Origin of the sequence: Crossiella sp. CA198 (assembly GCF_052078295.1) — a bacterium.
In the GTDB taxonomy this organism is placed as follows: Bacteria; Actinomycetota; Actinomycetes; order Mycobacteriales; family Pseudonocardiaceae; genus Crossiella.
In genome coordinates, this window is sequence record NZ_JBQJIM010000024.1 from 47,045 (window position 1) to 64,678 (window position 17,634).

The 17,634-nt window shown below is 73.0% G+C and carries 12 protein-coding genes; 4 read left to right on the forward strand and 8 right to left on the reverse strand.

What is annotated here, in order from left to right; translation table 11 throughout:
* Positions 1-248: 248 nt before the first annotated feature.
* The gene (locus tag ACTOWY_RS33670) at positions 249-1,586 is read right to left on the reverse strand and encodes an MFS transporter (RefSeq protein ID WP_441313639.1); all 1,338 of its coding nucleotides are present in this window, start codon (positions 1,584-1,586) and stop codon (positions 249-251) included.
* A gap of 102 nt (positions 1,587-1,688) precedes the next feature.
* The gene (locus tag ACTOWY_RS33675; protein WP_441313640.1) at positions 1,689-2,816 is read right to left on the reverse strand and encodes a glycosyltransferase; all 1,128 of its coding nucleotides are present in this window, start codon (positions 2,814-2,816) and stop codon (positions 1,689-1,691) included.
* Positions 2,817-2,849: 33 nt separating this feature from the next.
* On the opposite strand from ACTOWY_RS33675, the gene hrpB reads away from it, so the two are divergent.
* A complete protein-coding gene (gene hrpB, locus ACTOWY_RS33680; protein ID WP_441313752.1) occupies positions 2,850-5,243 on the forward strand; it encodes an ATP-dependent helicase HrpB in 2,394 nt (797 codons plus the stop codon).
* On the opposite strand, the gene ACTOWY_RS33685 is transcribed toward hrpB, so the two are convergent.
* Positions 5,233-7,722: a LuxR C-terminal-related transcriptional regulator gene (locus tag ACTOWY_RS33685; protein WP_441313641.1), complete on the reverse strand. Its 2,490-nt coding sequence runs from the start codon at positions 7,720-7,722 to the stop codon at positions 5,233-5,235. The genes hrpB and ACTOWY_RS33685 overlap by 11 nt on opposite strands.
* A gap of 150 nt (positions 7,723-7,872) precedes the next feature.
* On the opposite strand from ACTOWY_RS33685, the gene ACTOWY_RS33690 reads away from it, so the two are divergent.
* On the forward strand, positions 7,873-8,808 hold the full coding sequence (locus ACTOWY_RS33690; RefSeq protein ID WP_441313642.1) for a hypothetical protein: 936 nt from the start codon (positions 7,873-7,875) through the stop codon (positions 8,806-8,808).
* A 156-nt stretch (positions 8,809-8,964) separates the two neighbouring features.
* Positions 8,965-9,885, forward strand: coding sequence for a hypothetical protein (locus ACTOWY_RS33695; protein ID WP_441313643.1), 921 nt, complete (start codon positions 8,965-8,967; stop codon positions 9,883-9,885).
* A gap of 5 nt (positions 9,886-9,890) precedes the next feature.
* Here the strand turns inward: ACTOWY_RS33695 and ACTOWY_RS33700 are convergent, their stop codons facing one another.
* Entirely contained in the window at positions 9,891-12,773 is a 2,883-nt protein-coding gene (locus ACTOWY_RS33700; protein WP_441313644.1) for an AAA family ATPase, read from the reverse strand.
* Positions 12,774-13,003: 230 nt separating this feature from the next.
* Here ACTOWY_RS33700 and ACTOWY_RS33705 point away from each other — a divergent pair, with 230 nt between their 5' ends.
* The gene (locus ACTOWY_RS33705) at positions 13,004-13,519 is read left to right on the forward strand and encodes a hypothetical protein (protein WP_441313645.1); all 516 of its coding nucleotides are present in this window, start codon (positions 13,004-13,006) and stop codon (positions 13,517-13,519) included.
* Between the two features lie 6 nt (positions 13,520-13,525).
* On the opposite strand, the gene ACTOWY_RS33710 is transcribed toward ACTOWY_RS33705, so the two are convergent.
* From ACTOWY_RS33710 to ACTOWY_RS33725, 4 genes are read right to left on the reverse strand one after another with little or no spacing between them, the layout of a single operon-like run.
* Positions 13,526-14,713 carry an NAD(P)/FAD-dependent oxidoreductase gene (locus ACTOWY_RS33710; RefSeq protein ID WP_441313646.1) on the reverse strand — a complete coding sequence of 396 codons (1,188 nt, stop codon included), beginning with the start codon at positions 14,711-14,713 and terminating at the stop codon, positions 13,526-13,528.
* A 5-nt stretch (positions 14,714-14,718) separates the two neighbouring features.
* Positions 14,719-14,913 (reverse strand): ferredoxin, encoded by a 195-nt coding sequence (locus tag ACTOWY_RS33715; RefSeq protein WP_441313647.1) that lies wholly within the window; start codon positions 14,911-14,913, stop codon positions 14,719-14,721.
* A 16-nt stretch (positions 14,914-14,929) separates the two neighbouring features.
* Entirely contained in the window at positions 14,930-16,189 is a 1,260-nt protein-coding gene (locus ACTOWY_RS33720) for a cytochrome P450 (protein WP_441313648.1), read from the reverse strand.
* Positions 16,186-17,634 carry a sensor histidine kinase gene (locus ACTOWY_RS33725; protein WP_441313649.1) on the reverse strand — a complete coding sequence of 483 codons (1,449 nt, stop codon included), beginning with the start codon at positions 17,632-17,634 and terminating at the stop codon, positions 16,186-16,188. The genes ACTOWY_RS33720 and ACTOWY_RS33725 overlap by 4 nt, the downstream gene beginning before the upstream one ends.

Below are 17,634 nucleotides of genomic sequence, written 5' to 3' on the forward strand. Positions count from 1 at the left end.
TCCATTGAATTACCGTCGGAACTTTCCGGCGGTGACCCGGCGCGCAAACGCGCATACCGCCGGAAGACCCTGAACTGCCGTTTTCAGTTCAGGACTGGATTTCGCCACAACTGTTTATCAACAGTGGGTAGCGCCGGACCCGACTGCCGCCGGGAGTCCCCATTCCCTAGTACGGGTGACGACCTGCACACTCGGCGGACACGTGGGGGGCCGGTTGCGAGGGCGCCGGCCCCCCACGTTCCCAAGTCTCAGGCCTCGGGCTGACGGGGCTTCCCGGCCACCCTGGCGCCCAGCGGCACCTCGGGCCCCTCGTCCAGGCAGCCGCACTCCGCGGCCACCGCGACACCCCGGTTCGATTCCGCCGCCTGCTCGGCCTGCTCGACCTTGCTCGGCAGGGTCTCCGGCGCGGCCAGCCACACCAGCGCGGCGAGCAGGCTCAGCAGCCCGGTGACCGCGAAGGCGGCCTGGTAGGAGATCGTCTCGGCGATCGCCCCGGCGGCCAGCGGGCCGATGATCGCGCCGACGTCGGCGGCCATCTGGAACCCGGCCAGCACCGGACCGCCCCGGCCCCGGTTGCCGATCACGTCGGCGACCGCGGCGTTCTGCGGCGGGTTGAGCAGACCGGCGCCCAGCCCGGCGACCAGGCAGGAGGCCAGGAACATCGGCACCGAGGTGGTGAAGCCGACCCAGATGGTGCCGATGGCGGAGATGACCAGGCCGATCAGCACCAGTGGTTTGCGGCCCTGCCGGTCGGCCAGCCAGCCCGCCAGCAGCAGCATGGCCGCGTTGCCCACCGCGAACACGGTCATCGCCCAGCCGGCCATGCTGGGCTGTTGCAGCAGCACCGCGGAGACGAACAGCGGGATCAGCGAGACCCGGACGCCGAACACCGCCCAGCCGTTGGCGAAGCTGGAGGCCAGCGAGGCCACGTAGGCGCGGTGCTTGAGCGCCTCGCGCACGGTCAGCACCGGGCCGTTGTCGTTCTTCACCGGCGCGGCCAGGGTGGATCGGCGCAGGAACAGCCAGGCCACGAAGGCGGCCAGCACCAGCGCGGCGGCGTAGCCGAGGAAGGGCAGTTTGAGCGAGATGGACACCAGCACGCCGCCGAAGATCGGCCCGATCACGTTGCCCAGCAGGAAGCCGGTGCCCCACAGTCCGGAGGCGCGGCCACGCAGGTGCGGCGGGCTGAGCCGGACCAGCAGGGCCACCGCGGACACGGTGAACATGGTGGACCCGGTGCCGCCGAGGGCACGGAAGAGCAGCAGCTGCCAGTAGGAGTCGGCGAAGGCGCAGGCGCCGGTGGACAGCGCGACGATCAGGATGCCGATCAGGTAGATCGGGCGTTCGCCGAACCTGGTCACCAGCTTGCCGCTGACCGGGGCGAAGGCCAGTCGCATGAAGGCGAAGGCGCTGATCACGATGGAGGCCGCGGTGACGCCGACGTCGAAGCTGGCGGCGTAACTGGGCAGCGCGGGGGCCAGGATGCCGAAGCCGATCGCGATCACGAAACTGGCCACGACCAGCACCCAGACTTCGGCGGGTAACCGCTGTGCGCTCTGGTCGGTGGACTCCTCGGCCGAACGCACTCTGCCTCCATGATCTTCGTTAGCTTCACTAACTAGTCGACAAGAGGATAAGCGATCTCGGCAAGACGTTATTCCGTTGTCACGCAACGGATCTGGCTGAACTCAGCGGGTGACGGAGCGCCCTCGCCAGGTCGCGGTGCCGCGCAGCACCTGACCGAGGCTGGCGGCCAGCACACTGCCCAGCGCGGCCCAGGACAGCGGTGCGAGCAGCGCGGTCGCGGCGGGCTGGTGGAAGAACCGGGCGAAGAGCAGGTGCCCGTAACCCTGGGCCGCCCAGCCGATCAGCCCGGCCACCGCGATCTTTGGGTTGCGGCGGGCCAGGCCGGTGAGCGTGGCCAGCGGCGGGGTGAGGCCGAAGACCAGGCTCACCACGGCCCCGGCGGCCAGCAGCGGCACGTTGCCGTCGCTGCCGACCACGAAGCTCTTCCGCAGCGAGCGCCAGAGCTGGCCGAACCCGTCGTGGCCCTGGGCGGCCAGCTCGGCGGTGGCGTCCACGATGAGCACCCGGCCACCGGTGTCCCGGACCCGGGTGGCCAGGTCGACGTCGTCGGTGGTGGAGGTGGCCAGCGCGGCCCAGCCGCCGATGCGCTCGTACGCGCTGCGGCGCAGCAGCAGACACTGGCCGATGGCGAGCACCCGTTTGGTGTTCCGGTTGGGCGGCACGACCTCGAACATCGCCACGACGGCCGCGGGCATGAGCAGGCTGGCGCCCGCGCTGGGCCGCATCGCGCCGGGACTGGACACCAGGTCCGCGCCGGTGGCCTCAGCGGCGGCGAGCAGGCGGCCGATCAGCCCAGGACCCGCCACACCGTCGGCGTCCATGAACAGCAGCCACTCCGGCTCACCGGCGGCGTGCGCCCCGGCAGCCATCGCGGCGACCTTGCCGGACCAGCCAGGCGGCGGGTCCTCGCCGCGGACCAGGGTGACCCGCTCGTCCTGGGCGGCCTGGACGGCGACCAGTTCGGCGGTGCGGTCGGCGGAGGAGTCGTCGACCACGATGATCCGCAGGTTCGGGTGCCGCTGGGCGCGCAGGGCGGCCACGCCGCGGCCGATGGTGGCCTGTTCGTCGCGGGCCGGGATGATCGCGGCGACCGCCACCGGTTCGGCGAGTGGCTCGGCCGGTGGCGGGGCCACCTTGCGCATCACCCACGCGGAGTTGACCATCCGGCCGACCGCCGCGACCGCGACCGTGATCGCCAGTCCGGCGCCGATCCGCCCCAGTGCGCTCATGCGGCCGAGTGTGCCAGGGCAGACTGTGTGGCTGTGGAGCTGCCCGACCTGCCGGTTCGCCCGGCGCTGCCCGAGATCGTCCGCACGCTGACCGCGCACGGGGCCGCGGTGCTGGTCGCGCCGCCGGGCACGGGCAAGACCACCCTGGTGCCGCTCGCGCTGGCCGAGGGCGGGGCCAGGGTGGTGGTGGCCGAACCGCGGCGGCTGGCGGCGCGGGCGGCCGCGGCCCGGATGGCCCAGCTGCTGGGCGAACCGGTCGGGGAGACGGTGGGCTACGCGGTGCGCGGGGACCGCAAGCGCTCGGCGCGCACCCGGATCGAGGTGGTCACCTCCGGACTGCTGGTGCGGCGGCTGCAGCACGATCCCGAACTGTCCACTGTGGACATCGTGGTGCTTGACGAGTGCCATGAGCGGCACCTGGACGCGGATCTGTTGCTCGCGCTGCTGCTGGACGCGCGGGCCGGGTTGCGCGAGGACCTGCGGCTGCTGGCCACCTCGGCCACGGTGGCGGCCGAGCAGGTGGCCGGGCTGCTCGGGGACGCGCCGGTGATCCGGGTGGACGCGCGGACCTTCCCGACCCAGACCCGGTACCTGCCGCCGGTGCGCGGGCAGCGGATCGAGCAGGCGGTGGCGCAGGCGGTGCGGGTGGCGCTGGCCGAGGGCGACGGGGACGTGCTCGCCTTCCTGCCGGGGGTGGGCGAGATCAACCGGGTGGCCGCGGCGCTGTCCGGACTGGACGCGGATGTGCTTCCGTTGCACGGCAGGCTGTCCTCGGCGGCGCAGGACGCGGCGTTGCGGCCGGGGCCGCGGCGGCGGGTGGTGCTGGCCACCGCGGTGGCCGAGTCCAGCCTGACCGTGCCGGGGGTGCGGGCGGTGGTGGACGCCGGACTGGCCCGGGTGTCCACTGTGGACCATCGGCGCGGCATGTCAGGGCTGGTGACCACCAGGGTGTCCGCGGCAGTGGCCGAACAGCGCGCGGGCCGGGCCGGGCGGGAGGCGCCGGGCCGGGTCTACCGCTGCTGGCCCGAGCACGAGCAGTCCGCCCTGCCGCGTTATCCCGAACCGGAGATCCGGCTGGCCGATCTGACCCGGCTGGCCCTGGAACTGGCCGTCTGGGGCACGCCGGACGGCTCCGCGCTGTCCTGGTGGGATCAGCCCCCGGCCGGCGCGCTGGCCGCGGGCCGGACCGTGCTGCACGCGCTGGGCGCGCTGGACGCCGAGGGCGAACTCACCACACGTGGCCGGGAACTGGCCGAACTGGGCACCCATCCGCGCTTCGCCAGGGCACTGGTGGACGGTTCGCGCCGGGTCGGGTCGCGGCGGGCGGCGGAGGTGGTCGCGGTGCTCGACGACGACACCCTGGCCGCCTCGGCGGACCTGACCGCCTCACTGCGGCGGCTGCGCAACGAGCGCGGCCCGGCCAGCAGCCGGTGGCGGCGGGAGGCGGACCGGCTGGCCCGCTCGCTGCCGGACACCCCCGGCGGCAAGGACGATCCGGCGTTGATCGCGGCGCTGGCCTACCCGGAACGGTTGGCGCGCAAGCGGTCCGGGCAGACCGGGGTGTACCTGATGGCCGGGGGCACCGCGGTGGAACTGCGCGGGGACGGCGACGGGCTGGGCGAGGCGGAGTGGCTGGCGGTGGCGGTGGCCGACCGGGAGCCGGGTCGCACGCACGGCCGGATCCGGCTGGCCGCGGTGGCCGATGAGGCACTGGCCACCTCGGCCGGGGCGAGTCTGTTGTCCACTGTGGACGAGATCGGCTGGGCAGACGGCGATGTGGTGGCCCGGCGGGTGCGCCGACTGGGCGCGATCACCTTGTCGGACAAGCCGTTGCGCGATCCGGACCGGGCCGCGGTGCAGGCGGCGCTGACCGAGGGGTTGCGCAAGGAGGGGCTGGGCCTGCTGCGCTGGACACCCGATTCGCGCGGACTGCGGCAGCGGCTGGCCTTCCTGCACCAGGTCTTCGGCGAGCAGTGGCCCGCGATGGACGAGGAAACCCTGCTGGCCGGGCTGGAGCGCTGGCTCGGCCCGGAGCTGACCACCGCGCGGCGGCGGGCCGATCTGGCCAAGGTGGACGCCGGCCACGCGCTGCGCCGGTTGCTGCCCTGGCCGGTGGCCGGACGGCTGGACGAACTGGCCCCGGAGCGGATCGCGCTGCCCTCGGGCAACCGGGCCCGGCTGGACTACGGCGAGGCGACGCCGGTGCTGCCGGTCAAGGTGCAGCAGGCCTTCGGCTGGACCAGCACACCGCGGATCGCCGACGGCCGGGTGCCGGTGCTGCTGCACCTGCTCTCCCCCGCCGGTCGGCCGGCCGCGGTCACCAGTGACCTGGAATCCTTCTGGCGCAACGGGTATCCGCAGGTCCGGGCCGAGCTGCGCGGGCGCTACCCGAAGCACAAGTGGCCGGAGGATCCGTTCAACCCCTGAGCAGGTGCGCGGCCAGCGCGGTGCGCGAGGGCAGCCCGGTCTTGGCCAGGATGTTGGACACGTGCGTGGTCACCGTGCGCTCGCTCAGCGCCAGCCGGTCCGCGATGGTCCGGTTCGTGCAGCCCTGGCTGACCAGCCCGGCGACCTGGTGTTCCCGCGCGGTCAGCTCACCCGGCGCCACCCGGCCCGCCGCCCTGGACACCCGGCGGCCGAGTCCGCGCTGCACCCGGATCGTCTGCTCCAGCGACCGGTTCGCCCCGCAGGCGGCGAACAACTCGCTGGCCCGGTCCAGCTCGCCCAGCGCGGCGGCCCGCTCGCCGAGCCCGGCCAGCGCCCTGCCCGCGACCAGGTGCGCCCTGGCCTGGCCCGGTCGCAACGGGGTGCGGGCGAACCCCTGCACCGCCTCCCCGGCCAGCAGGGCCGCCGCACCGCGTTCGCCACCGGCCAGCAGCAGCCGGGCCTCGGCCAGCAGGGCGTAGGCCAGCGCGCCCGGTTCGTTCGCGGCGGCCCGGCAGCGGCGGGCCCAGTCCGCGGCCTCGACCGGGTCACCGCGGCGCAGCGCGCTCTCGGTGAGCTGCTCCAGGTGCGGGGCCAGCAGGTTGTCCCGCACCTCGGCCAGGAAGTCCGCGGGCACCGGCAGATCCATCGCCCGGCGCGCCTCGCCCAGCTGCCAGCGCACCTGGGCCCACCACGGGTGATCACCGGCCGGGGCCAGTGCCTCGGCCTGCTCGGCGAAGCTCAGTGCGGCCGCCGCGTCACCGCGTTCGCCTGCCAGGTAGCCGCGCAGCGACAGCGCGTAGCCCAGCACCGGCGGCTTGCCGATGTGCCCGGCCAGCCCGGCCGCCTCGGCCAGGTTGACCTCGGCCTGCGCCCACGCGCCGGCGAGCACCTGGCCGAAGGCCGAGCGCAGGTGCCCGCGCATCAGCACCAGCCGCTGCCCGGTGTCCCTGGCCACCTGCTGCATCCGGTCGCCCAGCCGCCGCGCGTCGGCGAAGCGGCCCAGGTGCAGCACGATGCCCACGCACTGCTCGGCGATCAGTAGCCAGTCGGCCAGCTCGCCCATGGTGGCCTCGTCCACCAGCGCGATGCTCCGCTCGGCCGCGTGCTGGGCGGCCTCGATGGTTCCCAAGGTCCAGTGGTGGTAGGCCAGCAGCGAGTGGCAGGCCGCGTGGATCAGCGCGTCCGGTCTGGGCAACGGCGTGCCGAGCACCTCGGCGGCCAGCCGGACCGCGCCCGCGGTGTCGCCGGTGTTGTGCAGGGCGTAGGCCAGCTCGGTGCGCACCGCGGCCAGTTCCACCGGATCCGCGTCCGGTCTGCTGTCCAGCACCCGGCGCAGCACCGCCCGCGCGGTCAGGTTGCGCCCGAACATCCGCTCCACCGCCGAGTACCGGATCACCGCCCTGGCCGCGATCGGCCCCGCCGAGCCCACCACCTCCTGGAACAGCCCGATGCCCTGCTCGGTGCGCCCGGCCGCGATGAGCACGTCGGCCAGTTCCAGCCGCACCTCCGGCGCCGGGCACAGCCGCTGCGCCGCGGCCAGCCACCGGGCCGCGGTGGCCGGTTCCCGGCCGCGCACCTCGCGCGCGGCCCGCACCAGCACCTCGGCCGCGCCCCGGTCACCGGGCCGGGCCGCGAACTCCAGCTGCCGGGCCCGTTCCGGCGCGGGCGCCCGCTGGGCCAGCAGCACCGCGGCCACCCTGCGGTGCGCCTCGATCCGCCAGCTGTGCGGGGCCGAGCCGTACACCATCCGCCGTACCACCGGATGCCGGAACTCCAGCACCGCCCCGTTCTCCCGCAACAGATCCGCGGCCACCGCCGCGTCCAGTGCCTGCCGCACCCTGGCCGGCAGGCAGTCACTGGCCGGTGTGACCAGGTCCGCGGTGATCGCCTCGCCGACCACCGCGGCGGCCCGCAGCACCAGCGCCCCCGTCTCGCCGAGTCCGTCCACTTCGGACAGTAGTGCGGTCAGCGCACCCGCCGACGGTTCCTCGGCCAACGCCTTGAGGTAACAGAGATTCCCACCACTGGCCGCGTGCAACTCGGCCACCCTGGCCGGACTGGCCGCGCCGAGCAACGCACCGCATTCGGCCAGGGACAACGGCCCCAGCTCCAGCCGGAGCCCGTCCACCTCGTCCAGCAGCGCCTGCACCGCCGGCGCGAGCTGCCGCGGCCGGTAGCCGAGCAGCACGGTCAGCCGCAACCGATCGGGCGCGCGGATCAGCTTGGCCAGCAAGGCGAAGGTGTCCGGACCGGCCAGGTGCAGATCGTCCAGCAGCACCACCGGCGCCCCGGCCAGGCCCCCGCGCAGGTCGGTCGCGAACTCCAGCTCCGGCACCGCCCGGCGGGCCCGGCTGACCAGCGCGGTCTTGCCAATCCAGGGATCGCCGGTCACCTGCGCGAACCGGACCCCCCAGGTTCGTTGTGCGCCAAGGAAAGCAACCAGTTCGTCCAGCTCGCGGGAACGTCCTGCCCAAGCCATGAATCCCCCTTGATCCCACCGTACCGAGTGGACACAGCCGACCCCCGATCCCTTTAGGGCAGACAAAGGGCCATACGCGCTTCCTACGAGCCGCCGGCCGGCCGGTCCTGATCGGCTTGCCCGGCCAACCCCCAGATGGAAGGACCACTCGTGCGGAAGTCGAACAGAGTCCTGCTGACCGCGTTGACCGCCTTCAGCCTGCTGGCCGCGGGCACCCAGGTCAGCGCCACCGCCGAACCCAGCGGCGCGAGCGATGTGGGCACCCCGATCAGCAGTCACACCGACGCCTCCGGCCGCGTCACGGTGACCGTCTTCGAGCGGCGCAGCCACCAGCAGCAGCTGCACCGGGATCACATGGTGACCATGCCGGACCCGGAGATGGCGGTCGTCGGCGGTGGCGCGGTCGCCTGGAAGCAGGGTTACGGCGCGCTGCTGACCGCCTCCTACCCCAGCGAGGACAAGCGCGGCTGGCGGGCGACCTCGAAGGACCACGTGGAGGCGCAGTCGCACGACCTGTCCGTCTACGTGATCGGCATGAAGATCGCCGGGATCAGCGGGCACGACCTGCGGGAACGCTACATCCACGTGAACAAGAACCCCGGCAGCATGGCCTCGCACGCGGAGGCCGAGGTGGGCCCGCCGCCCACCGGCGGTCCCTTTGAGATGCTCGGCGGCGGGTTCAACGTGAAGTGGGGCGGCGCCGGCAACCTCGCCACCGCCTCCTACCCGAGTTCCGCGCTCTCCTGGAAGGCCAAGTCGAAGGACCACATCGAATCCGACCCGGCCGCCATCGACGCCTACGGCATCTACATCAAGAAGCACCTGCCGGTCGGCACGGTGACCGCCGTCCGAGAGCCAGGGCACGCGGGGCACTCGGCCCACCCCGAGGCTGCCGCGAGCGTGGGCGCCGACTACGCGCTCACCGGCGGGGGAGCCGAGGTGCACTGGCAGGGCGCGGGCAACATGCTGTGGCAGCTCCGGCCCGCGGCCGGTCTGACCCGGACCTTCCAGGCAGGCGCCAAGGACCACCGGCACAACTCGCCCGCGACGATGTCCGTGTGGGCACTGGGCATCCGCCTGTTCTGAGTCCACGCACCCCGGGTTGGCGGCGCGCGAGCGGCGGGCCGCCAACTCCCGCGATCCTTTTGGGCAGACCAGCGGCCGTACGCACTTCCTACGAACCACCCGGCCGCCAAACCCGGTTTGCTGGCGCGGTCACCCCTGACCATCGAAGGGCATCCCGTGCGCAAGCCGAACAAGATCCTGCTCACCGCCCTGACCGCGGTCTGCCTGTTGGCGGCGGGCGCCCAGCTCAGCGCCACCGCCGAACCCTCGGAGGCGGGCACGCTGGTCAACACCTACCGGGATGCCTCCGGCAAGGTCACCGTGACCGTGTACGAACGCGCGAGCGCGGTGGCCGCGCACATCCGGGACCACCGGGTCACCATCCCGGACGCGGACGTGGTGGCCGTCGGCGGTGGCGCGGTCGCGACCAACCAGGGCAATGGCGCGCTGCTCACCGCCTCTTACCCGTTGCCGGGGTTCACCGGCTGGGCCGCCAGCTCGAAGGACCACCACGGCAGCCAGCCGCACAGCCTGCGCGGCTACGTGATCGGGCTGAGGATCGCGGGGATGAGCGCGGAGGCGCTGCGTGCGCAGCTGCGGGTCACCGAGGCCACCAGCGCGGTGGCCGGGCACCCGGAGGCCGAGGCGCCCAACCCCGGCGCCGACTCCTGGGCGCTGCTCGGCGGCGGGTTCAACCTCCAGTGGACCGGTGCGGGCAACCTGGCCACCGCCTCCTTCCCGACCGGCGGCGAAACCTGGAAGGCCCGTGGAAAGGACCACAACCAGGGCGATCCGGCCAAGGTGGTGGCCTACGGCGTCTACCTCAACCGGAACCTGCCTGCCGGCCGGGTCTCCGGCAGCGTGCTGCCCGGCGGCTCCGCCTTCACCAACCACCCCGGGGCGACCGCGACCCTGGCCGAGGGCTTCGCGCTGACCGGCGGCGGCGCCGAGGTGCACTGGCAGGGCGCGGGCAACCTGCTGTGGCAGCTGACACCGGTGGCAGGCAGCTCGCGCGCCTACCGGGCCGGGTCCAAGGACCACGGCGGGGCCTCGCCCGCCGCGCTGACCGCGTACGCGGTGGGCATCCGGCTGAGCTGACCGGCTCAGTCCCCGTTGGCGGCGCGCAACATGTGCGCCGCCAGCGCGGTGCGCGAGGGCAGCCCGGTCTTGGCCAGGATGTTGGACACGTGCGTGGTCACCGTGCGTTCGCTGAGCACCAGGCGTTCCGCGATCGCCTTGTTCGGGAAGCCCTGGCTGATCAGCTCGGCGATCTCGGACTCTCGCACGGTCAGCTCCCCCGGCGACACCCTGGGCGCGGCCTTGGGCACCCGGCGGCCCTGTTTGCGTTGCAGTTTCACGGTTTGCTCGACCCAGCGGTCCGCGCCGGACTCGGTGAACAGCACGATCGCCCGGTCCAGTTCGGCCAGGGCCTGGGCGCGCTCGCCCGACTCGGCCAGTGCCGCGCCCAGGGTGAGGTGCGCCTTGCCCACGTTGAAGGGCAGGCCGTCGGCGGCGAAGCTGGTCACCGCGGCGCGGGCGAGTTCGGCGGCCCGGCCGGATTCCTTGCGGGCCAGCAGCAACAGGGCCTCGGACAGCAGGGCGTGGCCGGTGGAGCCGCGGAGCAGCTCGTGCGCCAGGGTCTGGCAGTGCTTGAGCGCCTGCTCGGCGTAGTGGAAATCGCCCAGCGCGGTGGCGTGCGCGACCAGCTGCTCCAGCTGGAAACTCGGCAGTTCCCACACCCGCCGGGACGGGTGCTCGTAGCTCAGCTCGGCGAAGTCGGCGGCCAGGTCCACCGGCCTGCCGGAGATCCGGCGGGCCTCGGCGAGCTGGAACACCGCGGGGCCCATCGAGCGCAACTCGTGCTTGCGGGCCAGCTCCACCACCTCCTCGGCCAATCGCACCGACCGGTCCAGATCACCCCGGTCCCCGGCGATCTCGCTGGTCAGCAACAGGCTCAGGGCCAGCTCGAAGGGCTGACCGACCAGGGTGGCGACCTCGATGGCCTCCTCGGCGAACTGCTCGGCCTCCACCAGTTCGCCCAGCATGTACAGCGCGGTGGCGGCGCGCAGCTGGCTGCGCAGCACCACCAGGTGGTGCCCGGAACCACCGGCCAGCGCCAGGATCCGCTTGGCCTGCCGCACCGTGTCCGGGTAGCGGCCCTGGAACAGCCCGGCCCAGTGACTGTGCTCGATCGCGAGCAGGTGCTGGGCCAGCTCGTCGTCGGTGAGCGCGTCGAAATCGGCGATGGAGCGGTCGATCCACTCCGCCGCGGCCGGGATGTCTCGCTGCTGGAACCGGTTGTAGGACAACAGTCCGCAGGCGCTGGCCTGCAGGCCGCGCACCTCCGGCACCGGGGGTGTGCGGGCGACCGCGGTGGCGTGCGCCTCGGCCACCGCCTGGTTGCCCAGCGCGTGCTCGACGTAGGCCAGCTCGTGGTGCAGGGTGGCCGCGGTGACCGGATCGGACTCGTCCACCGTGACCAGTTCGGCGCGCAGCACCGGCGCGACCGCGCGGAACTGGCTCAGCCAGCGCTCCACCGTGGACCACAGCACCACCGCGCGGGTCTGCGCGGGCGAGCCACCGGGCCTGCGGCCGCGGATGAGCCTGCGCAGCACCTCAACGCCCTCTTCGGTGCGCCCGGCCGCGGTGAGCGCGTCGGCCAGTTCGACCTGGAGTTCCACCCGGTCCTCTGTGGACACCGCGGGCACCAGGCCGAGCGCGGCGGCCAGCCAGCGGGCCGCGGTGGCAGGCGCCCGGAAGCGGACCCGGCGGGCCGCCTCGACCAGCACCTCCACCGCCGCGGTGTCCCCTGGCCGGGCGGTCAGCTCCAGGTGCCTGGCCCGGACCTCCGGGGCCGCGCCCCGCCGGTGCAGCACCTCGGCCAGCCTGCGGTGCGCGCCGTCCCGCCAGCTCAGCGGGGACGCGTCGTAGACCAGGTGCCGCAGCAGCGGATGCCGGAACTCCACCGCGCGGGCGCCGGTGCCGCCGCGGAAGACGTCCGCGGCCAGCGCCTCGTCCAGCGCGGCGCGCACCTGCGGCACCGGCAGCACACTGGTGACCGCGACCAGTTCGGCGTCCACCGGCTCACCGGCCACCGCCGCGCCACGCACCACCAGCCGGGCCAGCGGGCTCAGTCTGTCCACTTCGGACAGCAACGCGGCCCGCACGTGCGCAGGCAGTTCCTCGCTCAGCTCGGCCGGGGTCTGCTGCCACAGCACCGGATCGGTGACGGTGGCCAGTGCCTGGAGGTAGAACGGGTTGCCCTGGCTGGCCCGGTGCAGCCCGGCCACCCTGGCCTTGCCCGCCTCGGCGCCGAGCAGCAGCGCGGTGGCCTCCTGGCTGAGCGGGCCCAGTTCCAGCCGGTGCCCGTGGCCGTCGCTCATCGCCCGCGCCAGCATGGTGTGCCCGGCCACCGAGAGCTGCCGCGGCCGGTGCGCGACCACGAAGGTCAGCCTGCCCCGGCCCGGCCTGCGCACCAGGTGGTCCAGCAGTTCCAGCGAGGCGACATCGGCCCAGTGCAGGTCGTCCAGCACCACCACCAGCCCGGCCCTGCCGACCACCGCCTCCAGCGCGGCCCGCACCGCGCGGTGCAGCACATGGCGTTCCGCGCCGAGGTTGTCCTGGCCTGGCGCGCCGAAGGCCGGGAACACCGCGGCGCAGCGGGCCACCGTGACCGCGCCCAGCCGCTCGTACCAGGCCGGGCCGAGGGCGGCGAAATGGTCGTCGAGGGCGTCGGCGAACACGCCGAAGGGCCGGCAGGTCTCGAACTCCGAGGCCCGGCCGAGCAGCACCTCCTGGCCCTTGTCCCGCGCCGCGTCGGCGAGTTCGGCGAGCAGGCGGCTCTTGCCGATGCCCGGCTCGCCGACGATCTGCACGAACCGGAACCGGGCCGACGGCGGTCCGTCCACAATGGACACCAGTTCGGCGAGTTCCCGTTCCCGGCCGACAAAAGCGGACCTGCCCGGCTGCACACGGACCTGTGGCACAGCATCCCCCCGCGCTCAAGACCCGGTGACCCCGGTGCGGACCGTACTGGTGCACCTGGAGCAACGGGCGCTGCGTCAATGTTCTCTATCCGGGTGTGCCCATTCGGGCGTACGGCCGGGACTCACTTTAGTGCCGAAGCACCCGCGTACGTAGTTATGCCGAAGCACCGCGACCGCCCCCGGCGCTTGGCTGTGGCCACCGAATCCGACCCGAGCACAGGGGGAACACCTTGCGGAACCTGTCCAAGCTGGCCGCGCTGACCGCCGCCGTCGCGACCCTGGTCATCACCCCGGCCGCGATGGCCTCGCCGACGCCGGTCCCGGCCAAGTCGATCACCCTGGACGCCGCCTCCTTCGCCGGGCAGCTCCCGGCCCCCGGCGCCCACCTGACCAGGGCCACCGTCTTCTTCCACACCAACGATGAGGACAAGGACCACGACACCCACATCACGGTGACCGCCGTCGACCGCAACGGCACCACCGCGGCCAGGGTGGCCAACGCCTTCGGCGACTTCGACGACCACAGCGACAACGGTCCGTTCGGCATGTACATCCACAACCCGAGCCGCTGGGAGCTGCTCCAGGGCGGCAACCTGCACCTGCGCATCGACCCGAACGGCAACGACACCTGGCGGTTCAACTTCCGGGTGGACCTGCAGTTCTCCGACGGCAGCCAGCTCTCCTCCTGGGGCGACCGGCTCCAGATGAGCCAGAGCGACCGCACCCGCAACTTCCCGATCAGCTGACCCAGGTCAGGCTCCGGCCGGTGTCATCCCGTCGATGACCTGCTGCCGGTAGGGCCGCATGGCCCGAGCGCTGTTCCAGCCGACCGCGCCGGTCACCCGACCGGCGCGGCGGTACAGCGCCACGAACTTGCGTGAGTCCAGATCGCCCTCCACCACCTCGACCTCGTCCTGCGCGGCCGGCAGGCCGAAGCCCTGGATCTTGAGGTCGTACTGGTCGGTCCAGAAGTAGGGCAGCGGCTGGTACGGCTGAGCGTCCGCCGGTCCGGCCAACAGGTTCTTGGCCACCGCGATGCCCTGTTCGGTCGCGTTGGTCCGGTGTTCCAGCCGGAGCTGGGCGCCAAGGCCGAGGTGTGTCCAGCTGGCCACGTCACCCGCGGCGTAGACCCCTGGCACGGCCTGGCAGGTGGCGTCGCACTCGACCCCGGCCGCGCTGACGGTCAGCCCGCTGCCCCGCAACCAGCCCACCGCCGGGTTGGCGCCGATGCCCAGCACCACCACGTCGGCGGGCAGCTTGGTGCCGTCCGCCAGCAGCACCGCGGTGACCCGGCCCATCGAGCCTGCCAGGCTGGCCACGCCCACCCCGGTGCGCACCGGCACCCCGTGATCGGCGTGCACCTGGCTGATCAGCCCGCCGATCCGCGCGCCCAGCACCCGCACCATCGGCGCGTCGAGGGGTTCCACGATGGTCACCTCGGCGCCGAGTTTGCGCGCGGTGGCGGCGACCTCGCAGCCGATCAGCCCGGCGCCGACCACGACCACCCTGGGCCCGGTCAGCAGGTCGGCGCGCAACGCGAGCGCGTCGTCCAGGGTGCGCAGCACGTGCACACCGGCCAGGCCCTCGGCGCTGGGCAGGGTGCGGGCGGAGACGCCGGTGGCGATCACCAGCCCGTCATAGTTCAACCCGGTGCCGTCGGCCAGCTCCACCCGCCCGAGCACCGGGTCCAGGCTGGTGGCGGCGTTGCCCAGGACCAGTTCCACGTCCAGGCCGTCGAGGTGGTCCTCGGCCCGCAACCGGGCCCGTTCAGGAGCCCAGTCCCCGGACAGGACCTGCTTGGACAGCGGTGGGCGGTCATACGGCAGGTGCGGCTCCGCGCCGACCAGCGTGACCTTGCCCTCGTACCCGCCCCTGCGCAGGGCCTCCACCGTGGTCAACCCAGCGGCCGAGGCACCCACCACGACGACCTGACGCAACACCGTGTCTACTCCACTACTGAGATCGCGGCCGCGGGACAGCGGCTGACCGCATCATCCACCAGGGCGCGCTGGGAATCATCGGGAGCCGGATCCAGCAGCGCCACGATGCCGTCCTCCTCCCGCTGGTCGAACACCTCCGGCGCGGCCAGCACGCAGGAGCCAGCGCCGCAGCAGCGGTCCTGATCGATCAGCACCTTCATCGGCGGAACTCCTCTCTCACCAGCGCACGGGCAGCTTGTGCACGCCGTAGATGGCCATGTCCGAGCGGAACGGGATCTCCGCCAGCGGCGCGGCCAGCGCCAGCGTGGGGAAGCGTTCGAACAACGTGCTGAACACCACCCGGAGTTCCATCCGGGCCAGCTGCTGGCCAAGGCACTGGTGCGGGCCGAAGCCGAAGGTCAGGTGCGGCACCGGCTGGCGGGTGATGTCCAGCCGCTCGGCGTCCTCCAGCAGCGCCGGGTCGAAGTTGGCCCCGGAGACGTGCAGTGCCACGATCTCGCCCGCCTTGATCAGGTGGCCGTCGATCTCCACGTCCTCCAGGGCGCTGCGCTGCAGGCCCAGGTGGATGATGGTCAGGTAGCGCAGCAGCTCCTCGACCGCCTTGTCCGCCAGCTCCGGCTTGTTCTTGAGCAGCTCGAGCTGGTCCGGGTTCTCCAGCAGCACCGCGGTGCTCAGGCCGATCATGTTCGCGGTGGTCTCGTGCCCGGCGACGAGCAGCAGGAAGGCGAAGCTGACCAGCACCTCGTCGTCGATCAGCTCCTCACCGGCGTCCGCGCGCGCGATCAGGTCGGACAGCAGGTCCTCGCCGGGGTCCAGCCGCTTGGTGCGCACCAGCACCCCCAGGTACCGGTCGAACTCGTCCACCGCCGCCTTGCGCCGCTCCGGCGGGGTGTCCAGCCGGAGCAGGTCCACGGTGACGGCCTGGAAGTGGTCCCGGTCGGCGTAGGGCACGCCGAGCAGCTCGCAGATCACCAGCGAGGGCACCGGCAGCGCCAGTTCCTCCACCAGGTCGACCACCCCGCCCTTGGCCGACATGGCGTCGAGGTGCTCGTCCACGATCTGCTGGATCCGCGGCCGCAGGTGCTGCATCCGCCGGACAGTGAACTCCCTGGTGAGCAGCTTGCGGTAGGCCGGGTGCTCCGGCGCGTCCATGCTCAGCAGCATGCCCCGGCGGACCGGCTGCGGTTCCTGCTGGAGCTTGGTGAAGAGGAACCTGCGGTTGCGGACGGTGAACCGGGGGTCGTTGAGCACGAACCGGATGTCGGCGTGCCGGGTCAGCAGCCAGCCCTCGTCACCGCTGGGAAAGGTCATCCGGGCGATCGGCGCCGCGCTGTCGCGCAGCTCGCCGATCTCCTGTGGCGGGTGGAAGGGGCACTGCCGCTGCATGGGGAACGGCGGTGCGGCCATGGTCTCGGTCATCGCGGAGCCCTCCTCGTGGGAACGACTCCAGGTGACCAGGACCACCTGCCGGTTCACCGAATGTCACCTGACAGTTTGCTGACGTCGGCTGTTCCGCGCGGGATGACCACGGTGAACGCCGCGCCCTGCCCCGGCTGCGAGTCCACCCAGACCGAACCGCCGTGCGCCTCGCTGATCGCCCGCACGATGCTCAGCCCCAGCCCGGCCCCGCCCCGGCCGCGGGAGGAATCACCGCGGTAGAACCGCTCGAAGACCCGGCCGAGCTGATCGGGGGACAGCCCTGGTCCCTCGTCGGCGACCACCACACCGACCCCGCCCGCGCCGACCCCGCGCACCGCCACGTGCACCGGACTGCCCGCCGGGGTGTGCTGCAGGGCGTTGCCGAGCAGGTTGCGCAGCACCTGGCGCAGCCGGTTGGCATCACCGCGCACCACCGCGTCGACCGTGGTGACGGCCAGGGTGATCTCGCGTTCGCCGTCGACCACCATCGCGTCGGCCACCGCGTCCCCGGCCAGCACACCCAGGTCCACCGGTTCGGCGGTCAGCGGGCGGCCCTGGTCCAGCCGGGCCAGCAGCAGCAACTCCTCGACCAGCGAGTGCATCCGGGTGGCCTCGTCCTCGATCCGGGTCATGGCCAGCTCGACCACCTGCGGATCGTCCACGCCCTGCAGGTAGAGGTCGGCCCAGCCGCGGATGGTGGTCAGCGGGGTGCGCAGCTCGTGCGAGGCGTCGGCGATGAAGCTGCGCAGCCGTTCCTCGGAGCGCTGCCGGGCGTCGAAGGCCAGGTTGACCGCGTGCGCGAGCTGGTCCACCTCGGTGTTGCCGCCGGTCACCCCGATCCGCCTGGTGTGATCGCCCGCGGCGATGGCGGTGGCGTTGGCGGCCATGTCCCGCAACGGTTTCAGCCCGACCCAGAGCACGCACAGGGACAGCATCGCGAGCAGGCCGACGGTGCCAAGGGTGGCGATCAGGCCGAACCCGGCCAGTCCGGCGAGGGTGTCGGCGTTGGGGCGCAACGAGGTGGCCACCACGACGGTGTGCGCCACGCTGCCGCTGGGCGTGCGCAGCGGCTGGGTCAGCGAGACCACCAGCGTGCGGTACTCCAGATCGGGATTTCCCTTGGCCAGCACGGTGTATGGCTCGCCGCCCGCGGCCTTGCGCTGCGCGTCGGAGAGGTCGGGCACCGGCTCCGGCGGTCCACCGGGGCGGTCCACCTGGACCTCCCTGATCACCTGACCGGCGCCGTCGATCAGGGCGAAGTAGCTGCCGCTGGGCCCGAGCGCGCCCATCGCCTCGACCGCTTCCCTGGTCAGCTCCCGGTGATCCTTGTCGATCTGCTTGACCCGCAGCTCGACCACCCGCAACGCCTGGTCCACCCGGACCTGCAGGTAGTGCTGCAGCCCGAGGTAGGCGGCCGCGTCCACCACCACGATGCCGATGGTGGCCAGCAGGATGGTGCCGGCCAGCAACCGCCCGCGCAGGGAGGCGAACCGCCAGGCCAC